This is a genomic window from Opitutus terrae PB90-1 (genome assembly GCF_000019965.1).
Taxonomy (GTDB): domain Bacteria; phylum Verrucomicrobiota; class Verrucomicrobiia; order Opitutales; family Opitutaceae; genus Opitutus; species Opitutus terrae.
In genome coordinates, this window is sequence record NC_010571.1 from 961594 (window position 1) to 975917 (window position 14324).

Here is a 14324-nt window from a genome sequence, read left to right on the forward strand (position 1 = left end):
CGAGTGCGCCCCCGCAGAATGTAACCTATTAGGTTACATTGTGGGGCGCGCGGTTGCGCGTATGGGATTGAAACTGGGGCGTCACCGGTGTCGTCATACGGGCATGCGTCCACTTTCCCTCTCCACCCTGTTCCTGCTGGCGGCTTGCGGCGCCACCCTGGCCAGCGCCCGCGCGGATGATCGCGGCCGACCCAGCGTGACGTTCTACGAGCACGCCGATTTCCGCGGCGGCTCCTTCACCGTGTATGCCGGGGACGTCCTGGAAAACTTGACGCGGGTGCGTTTCTCCAACGGTCAGGTCATGAACGACCGGATCTCGTCGTTCCGGGTCGAGGCCGGCGCCCAGGTGAGTGTGTTCCAGGATGCCGGCTTTCGCGGTGATCGCGATCGGTTCCAGCATTCCGTCGCCAACCTCGGCGACAGCGCGCCGGGCTGGAATGACGCCATTTCCTCGCTCCGCGTCGAGCGTGGTGGCCGGGACGACGGGGACCGCGGTCGTCCGGATTCCGCTCGCGTCGATGCGATGATCCGCCGGGCGTATCGGGATATGCTTCGGCGCGACGCCGACGAGGGCGGGTTGCGCGACTACCGCCGGCACATCCTCCAGGACAACTGGAGCGAGGAACAGCTGCGGCACTCGCTGCGTGAGAGCGACGAGTACCGTCCGATTGCGGACCGGATCATCAACGAAGCCTATCGCGAAGTGTTCCGGCGTGATCCGGACGAACGCGAGCTGCGGCGGATGCGCGAGCAGATGATCCGGCGCGGGTGGAACGGGGACGACGTCCGCAAGGCCATTCGCCGCGACGACGCCCCGCACGATCGCCCGCGGCCGCCTCGGGGCGGGTAAGCCTCGGCAACGAAGGGCGCTCGGCGGCGGGGCTTGCTTCCGGGCAAGCTCGCGCCTGCGGGCACACGCCGCTTTTGGTCGGCACAAGCGACCACGAACCTCGCCGGAAGCTCAGGGCGCAGCGCCGTGTCCGCAGCGTTTGCGCGCATGGGATTGTCTCCCACTTTAAGCTGCAATCCGGCACTTTCGGGTTTAGTTCAGGACAATTGGATCGGACCCGGCTCAGCCATGATTTTGCGCACCCGGCCAGTTCGTTTCCTGATCACTCGCATCGCGCGAGCCTACGGGTTTCTCGACCCGGTGGCTCTGCTTGCGAGCTTGCGCGGCTTTGCCAAACCCTCCGAAGTCGCTGAGCCGATCGAGTTGCTGCGCGCCGGCATGCTGTTCCATGCGCGCGGGCTGGTGAACACGAAGGCGATCCAGAACAATCTCGACTGGGTGTGGCCCTACTGGGTCGAGCGGCAGTTCAATCCGGCCGATCCGTCGTTCATTCCGCGGGCGTTTTCTTTCAGCCACATCAATCTCACGCACCGCAACTGGACCGCCGTGGGCCGACCCGACGTCCCGTTCTATCCGATCGTCGATCCGCGCGGGCTGGTGACGCCGCTGTTCGATGGCTGGTCGCTGGATTTTTGGTTTGTGCCGGAGGAGGGACCGCTGCTGCTGCCTTCCAAGCTCAGCCGCGTCGAACAAACGCTGTCGCTCGAGCAGAACCTCCAGGTGCGCACGATCGTCGGCGACGCGGCGTTCGATCCCGCGGATCCGGCCACCGACGGGGTTGGTCTCGAGAGCTGCGTTACGCTCGAGCTCGAGCGCGGGCAGCCGCATTGCACGATTCACGTCCGCACGCTCAGTCGCCGGCCGGGGGCGATCGCGGTGGCGTTGCGGCCCTACAATCCCGAGGGCGTCAGCTTCATCAAGGACATCGCGGTCGCTCCGGACTGGCCGGGGTGGCTGATCAATCACCGGCACGAGGTGCGGTTCGATCGCGCGCCCGAGCGCCATCTGCTTTCCACCTACGCGGCGGGCGATGTGCTGCTGCGGCTGCGCGAGAGCTTCACGGCGCAGCGCGTCACTTGCCCGGTCAGCATGGCCACCGCCGTTGCCTTGTTTTCCACCGGAGCCGACGGCCACGGCTCGAGCCGTATCCGGGTGCCGATTTTCGACGAACTTGAGCCGCGGCAGCGACCGGTGATCCGGAATTCGCAATCGTGGAGCGAGGCGGTGGCGCCGCTCGCGCGGTTGACGATCAACGAACCACGGCTGCAGCGGCTCTACGACCTGGCGGTTGCCAACGTCGTGTTGCACGCGCCGGGGGAAGTTTATCCCGGACCCTACACATACAAGCGCTTTTGGTTCCGCGACGCCGTGTTCGTGCTCAACGCGCTGCTCTCGCTCGGCGCGGTCGAGCGCACGCGGCGGGCGCTGCGCGAGTTCGCCCCTCGCCAGCGGCTCGACGGTTACTTCCTCTCGCAGGAAGGCGAGTGGGACAGCAACGGCGAAGCATTGTGGTTTTATCACCGCTTCGCCGCGCTGACCGGCGAATCACTCCCCGCCGACTGGCTGCACGCCGTCGCGAAAGGCGCGCGGTGGATTCACCGCAAGCGGCTGCCGCTCACGCCGCCGCGGCTCGAAGCCGGGCTGCTGCCGGCCGGATTCAGCGCCGAGCATCTCGGACCGAACGACTATTATTATTGGGATGACTTCTGGGCAGTCGGTGGGCTGCGGGCCGCGGCCGAGCTGCTGCGCGCCACGGATCCGGCGGACGCGACCGAGTGCGCGCGCGAGGCCGACGAGTTCCTCGAGACCATCCGCCGTTCGTTTCCCGCCGGTCCGCACCGCCGGTTTCCGGGCGCGATTCCGGCGTCGCCGCATCGCCGGATGGACTCCGGCTCGGTTGGCTCGCTCGTGGCGGACTATCCGCTGCAGCTCTTCGCGCCCGGCGACCGCTCGATCGCAAAGACGGCGGACTACCTGTGCAACGAGTGCCTGCACGACGGTGGTTTTTTCCAAAACATGATTCATTCCGGCATCAACGCCTACCTGACGCTGCATCTCGCGCAGGTGCGGCTGCGCGCCGGCAAACCGCAGGCGGCGTGGGCCTTGATCGACCGCGTGGCCGAGCTCGCCTCGCCGACCGGGCAGTGGCCCGAGGCGATTCATCCGCTCACGCTCGGCGGCTGCATGGGTGACGGCCAGCATATTTGGGCCGCCGCGGAATGGTTGATGATGATCCGGCATCTTTTCGTGCGGGAGGAAGCCGGCACGCTCGTGATCGGCGCCGGGTTGCGGCCGGAATGGTGGCGGGACGCGGAGGCGGCGTTCGGGCCTACGCTGACCCCGTATGGCGCCGTCAGGGTACGGATCAGCGCCCAGGACGCCGGCGCCCGCGTGCAGCTCGACGCCGCCTGGCGCGGCGGTGCGCCGGCGCTCGAATTCCACCTGCCCGGCTGCGCACCGCTGTCGCTCCCGCCCGGCGAGCAGCGAAATGAATTCATCCTGACCCGGAACGGAGGCCAGCCATGAAACTTACCCGCTCGCCGTGGTTCTATTTTCCGCCGCTTCCGGCGGGCCGGTGCTCCCGCCGCACCCGCCCGGAGCGCTCCCTCCCATGAATATTTGCATGATGACGAACACCTACCTGCCGCACGTCGGCGGCGTAGCGCGTTCCGTGAGCACGTTCGCCGAGGAATATCGCAAGCGAAAGCACCGCGTGCTCGTCGTGGCCCCCGAATTCCAAGGCAAGGCCCTGCCCGCCCGCGCCGCAGCGATCGTCGAGCGCGTGCCCGCGATCCAGAAATTCAACGGCAGCGACTTCTCCGTTAAGCTGCCGCTGCTCACCGGGCTCACGCCGCGGCTCGACGCTTTCCGGGCGGACATCGTGCACGCGCATCATCCGTTTTTGCTCGGCGACACGGCGCTGCGCGTGGCGGCCAACAAAAACGTCCCGGTGATCTTCACGCACCACACGCGCTACGAGGACTACACGCATTACGTGCCGTTCGACTCACCCGCGCTGAAGGAGGTTGCGATCAACATCTCCACGCATTTCGCGAATCTCTGCGACGCCGTGATCGCGCCGAGCGAGAGCATCGCCCGGCTCATTCGCCGCCGTGGCGTCGAAGTGCCGATCCGCGTGGTACCGACGGGCATCGACACCGAGGCGTTCGCCAGCGGCGACGGCGGCCGGTTTCGCGCGAAGTTCAAGCTGCCGCCCGACGCGTTCGTCGTCGGCCACGTCGGCCGGCTCGCGCCCGAGAAGAACCTCGAGTTTCTCGCCGAAGCGGTCGCGCAGTTTCTGCATCGCTCGCCGGACGCGTGGTTTCTCGTCGTCGGCGCCGGTCCGTCCGAGGAAACGCTAAAACAGGTCCTCGGTCAGCACGGCGTGCTCGACCGGCTGGTGCTGGCGGGCAAGCAGACCGGCCGCTCGCTTGCCGACGCTTACAACGCGATGGACCTGTTCGCCTTCGCCTCCTTCAGCGAGACGCAAGGCATGGTGCTCGCCGAGGCCATGGCCGCCGGGCTGCCGGTGATCGCGCTCAACGCTTCGGGGGTTCGCGAGGTCATGGATGACGGCAAGAACGGGTTCATGCTCGAGAAGACCGCGTCACCGCGACGGTTCGCCGCGCAGCTGGCGCGGCTCCAGCGGCATGACGACATGCGCTCGGCGTTTGGCGAGGAGGCGCGCCGCACCGCGGAACTCTTCTCGCGCGAACGCTGCGCGGAGCTGGCGCTCACCTACTACGAGGACGTGCGCCGGATGACCCGCCGCGAGCGGTTGATGATCGAGCGCAGCCCGTGGGGCACGTTGCTCGAGCGCGTGAGCGTCGAGTGGAATCTGCTCGCGGAAAAAGCCCAAGCGGTCGCGCAGGCGATGGGGGGCCGCTGACCGAGGCCAAATTCCAAACGCCAATGATCAAACGCCAAAGAAAAATCGTCGCACCGGGCGGCATCGCAGTCGCCGGAGCGGTTTTTGAAATTTCGCCGGTGCGGAGTTCTTTGGGCCTTGGCCTTTGGGTTTTGTGATTTCTCGGAATGTTTGCCGGCATTGAATCCATCGTTCATCGGCTGCGGCTCGGGCTGAGCCGCAACGAGTGGGCCATCCGCCACCTCGGGTTGACGCCGTCCGAAGGCACCAGCGAGGTACCTGGACTGTTGCTGATTCAGATCGACGGACTCGCCCGGTCGCAGGTGGAGGCGGCGTTGGCGGCGGGCCGGCTGCCGTTTCTGCGCCGGCTGCTGGAGCGCGAAGGCTATGAGTTGCGGACGTTTTATCCGGGCCTGCCCTCCACGACCCCCGCCGTGCAGGCGGAGTTGTTCTACGGCGTGAAATCCGCCGTGCCCGCCTTCAGCTTTTTCGATCGCGTGCTGAAAAAAATGGGCCGGATGTGGGATCCCGATTGGGCCAAGGCCCGCGAATCCGCCTGTATGCAACAAGCGGAGGGCCTGCTCAAGGGCGGCAGTTCGTGGTCCAACATCTACACGGGCGGGGCCGCGCAGGAGGAAAGCCATTTTTGCGCCGCCAGCATCGGGCTGGGCGACATGTGGCGCTCGGGGAAGATTCGAAACATTTTTCTCTTCATCATCTTTCAGCTGCCCGCGGCGCTGCGGATCTTCTGGCTGCTGCTGATCGAGATGGCGGTGTCGGTGGGCGACGGCGTGCGCGCGATCGCCGCCGGCCGGCGGCCCTCGCCGGAGATCATGCTGATGCTCTCGCGGGTGTTCATCGGCGTCGGCCTGCGCGAACTGCTGACGATCAGCGGTGAGATCGATGTGACGCGCGGGTTGCCGATCGTACACATCAACTTTGTCGGCTACGACGAGCAGGCGCACGTGCGCGGGCCGGGCTCACGGTTCGCGCATTTCGGGCTGCGCGGTATCGACACCGCGATCCGCAAGATCACGCGTGCCGCCCACCGCTCGCGTCGCCGCGACTACGCGGTCTGGATTTTTTCCGACCACGGCCAGGAGCACACGCGATCGATTCTCGACGTGGTGCCGGGCGGGATCGAGCAGGTGATTTCCGAAAGTCTCGAGCAAACGCGCCGCAACGATCCAGTCTGGCAGCAGCGACAACGCCCGCGGCGCACGGCCGCTGCGCCGTGGCTCACGCAACGCCGACGCCTCACGCCGCCGTCGCGCGAAGAGCGCGCCGCGCTCGACGACCAGGGCCGCGGCTTCGTGGTCGCCGCGATGGGGCCGGTGGCCCACGTGTATTTCACCGAGCCGAAGACCGACGACCAACGGCGCGCGCTCGCGCGCACGCTCGTCCGCAGCGGCCATGTGCCCGGCGTGTTGCTGCGCGACGCCGCCGGCGAAATCACCTGGTTTCACGCGCAGGGCGAAACCCGCGTGCCAGGGGAGGTACCGGCGTTGCTGCCGCATCCGCCCACGCTGCGGGAGGAAATCGCGCGTGATTTGGTGGGCTTTACCGCGCACCCCGACGCCGGCGACTTGATCCTCGTCGGTTGGAGCCCGTGGGACGCGCCCGTGAGTTTCGCGCCCGAGCGTGGCGCTCACGGCGGATTCGGCCCGAACGAGACGCAAGGCTTCGCACTGCTGCCCTCGACCACCGAATTGCCGGCGGGGACCGACGATTTCATCCGGCCCGGCGCGCTGCGCACGGCGGCGCTTCACTATCTCGGCCGGCACAGCCTCGCCGCGCGCTCCCAACGGCTAGCTCCGGCGGCCAACCGGCTGCGGTTGATGACCTACAACGTCCACGGCTGCTCCGGGATGGACGGGCGCGTCTCGCCGCGCCGGGTTGCGCGGGTGATCGCCGCGCATGGCCCGGATCTCGTCGCGCTGCAGGAGATCGATCTCGGCCGCCGCCGTTCGCGCGCCGAAGACCAAGCCGCGTTGATCGCGCATCAGCTCGGGCTGCACATGGTGTTCTGCCCGACCGTCACGCGCGGCCAGGAGCACTATGGTCATGCGTTACTGAGCCGCTGGCCGATCGAGGTGGTGAAACGCAAACTACTGCCGCACGATCCGCGCGGCTGGTGGAAGGAACCGCGAGCCGCGCTGTGGGCCCGCGTGTGGATCGGCGACACGCCGGTGCACGTCGTCACCACGCATCTCGGCCTCGGCCGGCGCGAGCGATTGCTGCAGATGAAGATGCTGCTCAGCCCGGAATGGCTCGGCGGATTGCGTGACGACGAGAGAGTGGTGTTGTGCGGCGATTTCAACCTCACCCCGGGCAGCGCGCCCTACGGGCTCATGGCGAACCGGCTGCAAGATGCCCAAGCCGCGCGCGACGGCCACCGACCGCTCAGCACCTTCAGCTCGAACCGGCCGTTCGTCCGGCTCGACCATATTTTCATTTCCCCGCACTTCCGCGTGCAGGACGTGCGCGTGCCGCGCTCGGAGCTCACTCGCGTCGCGTCCGATCACCTGCCGCTGATCGTGGATCTGGCACTTGCGCCTGCAGCCGCCGAAACGCCCACGCGCACGTCGCCGTGATGGCGATCGTATAGAGGGCGAAACCCGTGACGCGGGCGGGGGTGAGATTGTCGCTCATGTCACCGAACAGGATCCCGACGATCGAGCGCGCGATGTGGATCGGCGCCGACCAGAGCAGGTAGGTGCGCAACGGCACCCCGGCGAGCGGCAGCACGTAATTTTTCGCGAAATAAGGCACGCCCGGCAGCAGCAGCGTGAACAGCGTGAGTGGCACGTGCGCCGTGTGCGGCAACCGTTGGCGGACGCGCTCGAACCGGTGCGAGAAGAAACCCGGCAGGCTTTTCACCAGCGCGTAGCTCGCGAGCAACTGCAGTACGATCGAAATGGCGACCAGCGCCCAGCCGAGGCCCAGCCCGAATCGCACGCCCGCCACCGCGTGGGTGACGCTGACCGGAAAACCGATCAGCGGCAGCACGGTCATCAGCACGAAAACCCACACCCCGTTGATCGCCTCGGCGCGACGATGCAGCGCGGCCACGTCAATCTGCCGGTACAGCAGCGAGAGCGCCGCAATCGCGAGCACCACCAGGACGAGTTTCACGACCGTGCGACGGTCGAATTCGAATCCCAGGAAGGTGCGGGGCATCCGCTCCAGACCGCACGGGAGCTCGTCAGTTCGGTCGGGCCGAGAATCGCGACCGCGCGCGTTCACGGACTCAGCTTGTCGCCTCCGCGCTGGTGCTGCAACGCCCCTGTGCAGCAGAGCCGCCATGGCGGTGGTCTGTCCTGAGCGTCACCAAGACCGGCACCCAAAGACGGGGCGCCCTTGCCGCGTCCGGCCCGCGACGCGACGTCGCCGCACTACTATCCGCCGTCGTTGTAGCCGGGGTCGTCGACTCCCGTCTACGATTTGGGGGCTAGAGCGAAAAATCCACCGACCTCACCGCGCCCGGCTACGCTGCCAGACTACTTCGCCGCCACGCGCGCTCGCGCCTGCTCCAGAATGCTCCGCAGCGTGGCGAAGTCCTCGTCGCGTGTTTTGCTCTCGATGCGAAAATCGAACTTGTGCGCTTCCTTCAGCTCACGCTCGGCGGTCTTCATCCGGCCCGCGATCTCCGCCTCGTTGTCCTGCGCGCGCGAGCGCATTCGCGCGATCAGCCGGTCGTGATCCACCAGGATGAACACGGTGACCAGATGCCGCGCGAGCAGCGGATTTGCGCGCGCAGCCTGGCGGAAACTTTCCACCCCCTGCACGTCGACGCTCATGACGAGGTTCTGTCCGCGCGCGAGCGGTTCGAGCACACTCGCCTTCAACGTGCCGTAGCGGCGATCGACGCCCGCGCCAGGTTTGCCGTGCACCCACGCCCACTCGAGGAACTCGCCGGCCGCCACCCGCCGATCGAACTCTTCCGGGGTGAAGAAATGGTAGTGCACGCCGTTGATCTCCCCCGGCCGCGGCGCGCGCGTGGTGGTGGTGATCACGCGCGAGAACGACGGATCCTCCAAGACGAGTCGGTCACACAGCGTGCTCTTGCCGGAGCCGGCCGGCCCGGCCAGGACGAGAAGAACAGCGGTGGGCGTTAGGCTGTGAGCTCCCGGCTGCGGGCTCTGGCCGGCGACGTTTTCCATTGGAGAGAGTGCGGACGGGGAGCCTATAGCCCAGGGCCTATCGCGTATCGCCTAATACGTGAACGCCACGAGCGCGAGCAGCACGCCGTAGCCGATCAGCGCCGCGCCGAAACCGCGAGTGCGGCCGGCGCGGGCAAAGAGCCACTCGAAGAAGTCGCGCAGTCGAAACGGCGACGCGCCCAGCCAGATCGCGAGCGCGATGAGCAGGTAGACCAGCGAGACCAGGAACAGCCGCTGGGGATATTGGTATTCCATGTACGCAGCGCCGAGCAGCGGCGTCGCGGCGAGCAGCACCAGCACGCAGAGTCCGCGCACGGCCAGGAAATCCGGCACGCATTTGAACGCCAGGATGGCCACGGCAGCGAAGCCGATGGCCAGGATCGTGCGGTAGTTGCCGAAATCCGCCGGTGACAAATGCCAGATGTTCCATAGGAACCACACGGCGCCGGCGCCGAAGAATAGCAGCGCCGCGGATTGCGAACGCGGCATCGCCTTCAAGGCCGCGACCGCCCGCGAGCTGTTGGCCAGCAAGGGCACACCGAGCGCGATGAGAAGCAGCCCGGGGAGGAGTGTGGCTAGAAGAAGACTCATGTGACGCGTCAGATCGTTCTCGTTCTCTTACTCTTTCTCGTTCTCTCAGGCGCCAGCAGTTTCGACGGAATAGGATGCCTGGTCCTCGTTGGTCTGTATGGCAAATCGTGCAATCAGACCGGCGATCATCGCGACCACGCCGATAAGGATATCCTTTCCCTCGGCTGTTAAGTGTGAATCGAGCTTCTGCCGAGCGACAAGCACGTCCAGGCAAGCGGCACACTCAAGCGAGGAGCCCCGCGCGATGTCGAGGTAGCGGCATCGATCCGTCGTCGAACGCTTGCCGTTACCTTCCGCAATGTTGAGCACAACGCTCGTTGAGGCCCGGTCTAATTGATCTTTGGCCGCCAGCTTGGCAGGTAATTCCTCGATTATCGGCCCCACCCACGCCACGAACCGAAGCGCCTCTTGATAGGCGCGAAGTTTCTCGTGATCAAATTGCGCGGTCATTCCGGAAGGAGAACGAGAAAGAGAACGAAGAACGAGAACGATTATTTCCTATTTCTTTCACGCCCAACTCCGGCGAGCATCAGCTCCCCGTACAACGTGCTCACGCTCGCCCGCGTGATCCGCAGCGACACGAGCCGGCCCACGAGATCCGGCGTGGCTTCGAAAATGCACACACGGTTGCCACGGGTGCGACCCGTGAAGCGTTGCCCCGTCTTGTCGGGACCTTCGACGAGCACTTCCTCCACCGTATCGAGCAGGAGCGCGTTCCGGCGCTCGGAGTTTTGCCGCAGCAACTCGAGCAGGAGCTGGTTGCGCTGTTCCTTCACGTCCTCCGGCACCTGGTCACCCCTCTCCGCCGCCGGCGTACCCGTGCGCACGGAATATTTGAAAACGTAGGCCATATCGTAATTGCAGGCCTCGAACAGCTCGCGGGTCTGCTCGAAATCCTCATCCGTCTCGCCCGGAAACCCGACGATCACATCCGTCGAAAAATACATGTCGCTGCGCACCGCCCGCAGCGCGTCGACGATCTCGCGATAGCGTTCGCGCGTGTAGGGCCGGTTCATCGCGCGCAGGATCCGGTTGCTGCCGCTTTGCAGCGGCAGATGCACGTAGCCGCAGAGCTTCGGCAGCCGACCGTAAGCGGCCACGAGGTCGTCCTTGAACCCGCGCGGATGCGGCGAGGTGAAGCGGATCCGTTCGATCCCATCGAGCGCGTGGACGCGCTCGAGCAACTGCACGAAGGGAGAAATCCCGTTCGTGTGCGTGTAGTCGCGACGGCCGTAGCTGGTGACGATCTGACCGAGCAGCGTGACCTCGCGAACGCCGCGCGCGGCGAGTTGCTCGCACTCGCGCACGATGTCGTCCATCGGCCGCGAACGCTCGTCGCCGCGGGTTTTCGGGACGATGCAGAACGCGCAATCCATGTTGCAGCCCTGCTGGATCGAAACGAAGGCGGTGATCTGCGGCGGGGGGGCGGCGGCGCCGCGCAGTTGAGAGTTGAGCGTTGAGGGTTGAGAGTCGGAATCAGAATCCTGCGGGAGGAGGTGGTCCTTGATCGTGTTCTGCGAGCCGGCTTCCTCGCCGATGTCGACGATCGTCTCGCCGATCGGCACGCCGGCGTCGCGCGCGGCGCGCAGGTTGTCCAGATAGCCGGGCACCTGGTGAAATTTCTGCGTGCCGACGATCAGGTCCACGTCGGGCAGCTGATCCAGCAGCGACGCGCCGCGGTTCTGGGCCATGCAGCCGAGAATCCCGAGCACGAAGTCCGGCTGCTTCTTTTTGCGCTGCTGCAGGTAGCCGGCTTTGCCGATGGCCTTCTGTTCGGCGGCATCGCGCACGGAGCAGGTGTTGAGCAGCAGGATGTCGCAGTCGTTCTCGTCCGCGACGATCCGGTAACCGCGCGCGCGCAGCATCGCCGCGACCGCCTCGCTGTCGCGCTCGTTCATCTGGCAGCCGTAGGTCTTGATGTGGACGCGATTCACAGGCGGAGCGGTCCTACGTAGCCACAGCGTCCCGCGCGTCAACGCGGGAAACCCAAGCCATGCTCGGCATCCTCAGCGATATTTGGGGGCGGTCATCGGCACCTAACTGCACCGAAGCGAGTTACGGGTTCACCGCGATCTGCGTGGTCACGTCGGTGCCGTCCTGCTCGAGCCGGGCTTGGTTCGTGCGCGCGGACAGCGTGTTGCCGTGCGAATCGCTGCCGGGCTGGAACTGCAGCTGCGTCAACCCGCTGACCTGCACGGGTCGGCCGTTGGCCTGCTCCAGGTCGCCGCCCGTGATCCACGTGTTGCCGTTGGCGCTGCCGATCACGAGCACCGGTGTCGCCTCGTCGAACGCCGTGATGTCGCCAAGATAGACCGGCCCGTCGAACGTCACCCCGGGTGCGTAGAGCCCGGTGAGCCCCTTACTGGCGAAATACGTCGCGTTTGCCGTCCGCACGCCGCCGAACCGGCCGTTGCTGCTCTGGATCGCGATGAAGGCGATGTCCGCAAACCCGTCGTAGTTCACGCCGTCTTTGAACAGCGTCTGGTTCACCGCCGTCGCCCGGCCCACGGTAAACACCGACAGGTTCGTCTGCTCGGTCGCGCCGGTGATCACAATCCCCGCATGGCCCTTCATGTAGCTGAAGTTTTGATTGTAGTTCACCGGCAGTGCCGGCCCCGACGGCGCGTCCAACACCAGCGAGAGCGTGCCGGGACCGCTGAACTCGATCTGCACGATGTCATTGTCGGCATCGATGAACGATGTCCGCGTAATCTGATTCGCTGCAAAATCCGCCGTGATCGATTCCGCCGCACCCGTCACGGCGACCTGATCGAACACGTTGCCGTTCGAGTGCCTGATATTCGCGCCGATTTCCTCGCCGGTGCCAATCACCTTGCTCGTCGTGGTTACGCCCACAATGGCCGCGCCACTCACCGTCACGCCGCCCGGGCTGGTGACCAGCGCCTGATATAGCCCCGTTTGGGCGGGCTGCACGCTGTCGAGCGTCAGCGTGTCAGTTGTGGCGCCAGCGACCGCTCCGCCGTTTTGCTGCCACTGAAATGTCGCCGTGGCGTCCGCCGCCACGTTGAGCACGACCGGGGCGCCGGCGGCGAGCGCTTGACTGGCAGGTTGGGCCGTGACGGTCGGAGCGGCTCTGACTGAGAAATCGTCCAGCAACAGCTGTCCCGTTCCAATAGGCGCGGCGCTGGTGGAGAAGCCGAGCGCCTGAAAATAGAATCCGCCCGTCGAGAGCGTCGGCCAATCGGAGGTCGCGATCGTGCGCAGCGTCGAATAGGTGACACCGTCGTCAAAGCTGCAGCTCGCCGTCAGGAGTCTCGTGGTGGCGTCCCACGCGATCCGCAGCCGCACGCCTGCATTCTCCGGCGCGGTCAGGTTCACGCCTGGATCCGACGGGCTCATGGCTTCAGCGCGCACCACCAGCTGGCTATTGGTCCTGAACAGCGAAATCTCGTAGTAGGAATCAACGCCCGCGCTGACCTCGATGCTCACGGCGGAGAAGGTGCCGGACTCCGGTACGTGCCGATTCGTGGCGGTCACGTCCATCACCCAACTCGTCGTGTAACTTGCCAGCGTCCGCGCGACGTTGTTCTTCGGAACGCCGTCACCGTCCCACTCCAGCAGGTAGCTGCCCTTGCCAGCGCCCTTGGTGAACTCGAACGCGGACCCGTTGAACGTGCCCAGTCCGTTCGTGCCTTCCGTCAGATACGGCAGCCGAAAGAAGAACTCCCACTTGTCAGCACCGCCGCTGAAATCGTCAGAACCGGCGAACCGGCCAGTGCCCAGCGGAGACACGCTCATATCGTCAAAAGTGATCTGACCGGCCGCGATCGCGCCGCTGGTCGGCGCCACCCCGACGAGCTGCAAGCCGAAGCCGTTGGCATAGGGCGCGCCAATCCCTGCCTCGGCACCGGCAAGCGCGAACGATCGCACCGCCTCGAACCGCGTGCCGCCATCCGTACTGAAAGAAGCCGTCATTGTCCGCGTGGCCGCGATCCAAGTCAGCCGCAGGAGAACGTTCGCCGTGGCGGCGATCGGGATTCCCTGCGTGTTCCGCACCCAGCCGCCGCTCCCGCCGTTCAGCGTCGCGTCCCACCGCCCCCACTCCGCGACCAACTGCTTGCCGCTGCTCGCACTGGTCGAGAGATACGCCCCGTAGTAGGCGCTGCTGCTGATATTGCCGCCGCCGGTGTCCGCGAGCGTGTAGGCCTCGAGTCCGGCGGAGGCGAAACCCGCAGCCGGCGCAGCCGAGTTGGACACCTTCACCGTGGCCTGCCAGTCGACGCCAAACGATTCGCCGCTCGTGCTCGGGCTGATCCAACCGAGCGCGCGTGTCGTCGCTCCCGTGGATTGCGCCGCGGTAAACTCCAGCCGTTGGTTGCGCTCGGCAAACGCGCCGCCGCTCCCGCTGACGTCAGTCTCGAACCGCCAGCGGAGGCCAGCGCCGATCGTGAGCGTATTGTCGTTGAAATCGTCCGAGCCGAACAGCGTTTGCGCGTGCAGCGACGCGAAGCTGGAAAACGCCAAGGCGCCGAGCAACAGTCCGGTGCGGACCAAGCGGGAATGAATGGGGAGCATGCTGGATGTGTGTGGAAAAGGGTCCGGTTCGACGCAGCGGGACTCACGTTTGCGGATTCTGCCCGCTCCGGGTGAGGCCCACGAGGTCGTCCCGACGAGGGTGCCTGGGTTGCGCGTGTGCGCCGAGCGAGAGGATCGGGACCGCCGTGCAAGCCAAAGGCCTGCCGACGGACCATCGGTCGTCGAAGTGGAACATGGGGGAAGCTGGTGTGGTGCCCGAGTCGGGCGCAGCGGTTGATGGCAGTTAAAAACAGAACGTCAACGCCAGGCTCGCGTCGGAGCGGCCCGTCCGGTCATTCGCCATTTTCTTTGCCCG

The 14324-nt window shown here is 66.1% G+C and carries 10 protein-coding genes; 4 read left to right on the top strand and 6 right to left on the bottom strand.

Annotated elements, in window-relative coordinates; translation table 11 throughout:
* The first annotated feature begins 40 nt into the window (after positions 1-40).
* The 4 genes from OTER_RS03980 (at position 41) to OTER_RS23640 (ending at position 7312) form a co-directional block, all read left to right on the top strand.
* Positions 41-850, top strand: coding sequence for a peptidase inhibitor family I36 protein (locus tag OTER_RS03980; protein ID WP_148217998.1), 810 nt, complete (start codon positions 41-43; stop codon positions 848-850).
* Positions 851-1078: 228 nt separating this feature from the next.
* On the top strand, positions 1079-3376 hold the full coding sequence (locus tag OTER_RS03985; protein WP_012373615.1) for a hypothetical protein: 2298 nt from the start codon (positions 1079-1081) through the stop codon (positions 3374-3376).
* Between the two features lie 85 nt (positions 3377-3461).
* Positions 3462-4739, top strand: a complete 1278-nt coding sequence (locus OTER_RS03990) for a glycosyltransferase (RefSeq protein ID WP_044891548.1) — start codon at positions 3462-3464, stop codon at positions 4737-4739.
* Positions 4740-4885: 146 nt separating this feature from the next.
* On the top strand, positions 4886-7312 hold the full coding sequence (locus OTER_RS23640; protein ID WP_012373617.1) for an endonuclease/exonuclease/phosphatase family protein: 2427 nt from the start codon (positions 4886-4888) through the stop codon (positions 7310-7312).
* On the opposite strand, the gene OTER_RS04000 is transcribed toward OTER_RS23640, so the two are convergent.
* The 6 genes from OTER_RS04000 to OTER_RS04025 all read right to left on the bottom strand — a co-directional run bounded on the left by OTER_RS04000 (position 7221) and on the right by OTER_RS04025 (position 14008).
* Positions 7221-7898, bottom strand: coding sequence for a TVP38/TMEM64 family protein (locus OTER_RS04000; protein WP_012373618.1), 678 nt, complete (start codon positions 7896-7898; stop codon positions 7221-7223). The genes OTER_RS23640 and OTER_RS04000 overlap by 92 nt on opposite strands.
* Positions 7899-8218: 320 nt before the next feature.
* Positions 8219-8881 (bottom strand): guanylate kinase, encoded by a 663-nt coding sequence (locus OTER_RS04005; protein WP_012373619.1) that lies wholly within the window; start codon positions 8879-8881, stop codon positions 8219-8221.
* A gap of 51 nt (positions 8882-8932) precedes the next feature.
* Complete coding sequence (locus tag OTER_RS04010; RefSeq protein WP_012373620.1) at positions 8933-9472, bottom strand: hypothetical protein; 540 nt, start codon at positions 9470-9472, stop codon at positions 8933-8935.
* A gap of 45 nt (positions 9473-9517) precedes the next feature.
* On the bottom strand, positions 9518-9922 hold the full coding sequence (locus OTER_RS04015) for a four helix bundle protein (protein ID WP_012373621.1): 405 nt from the start codon (positions 9920-9922) through the stop codon (positions 9518-9520).
* Between the two features lie 41 nt (positions 9923-9963).
* Positions 9964-11406 (bottom strand): tRNA (N6-isopentenyl adenosine(37)-C2)-methylthiotransferase MiaB, encoded by a 1443-nt coding sequence (miaB, locus tag OTER_RS04020; RefSeq protein WP_044891549.1) that lies wholly within the window; start codon positions 11404-11406, stop codon positions 9964-9966.
* Between the two features lie 121 nt (positions 11407-11527).
* On the bottom strand, positions 11528-14008 hold the full coding sequence (locus tag OTER_RS04025; protein WP_012373623.1) for an immunoglobulin domain-containing protein: 2481 nt from the start codon (positions 14006-14008) through the stop codon (positions 11528-11530).
* Positions 14009-14324: the final 316 nt, after the last annotated feature.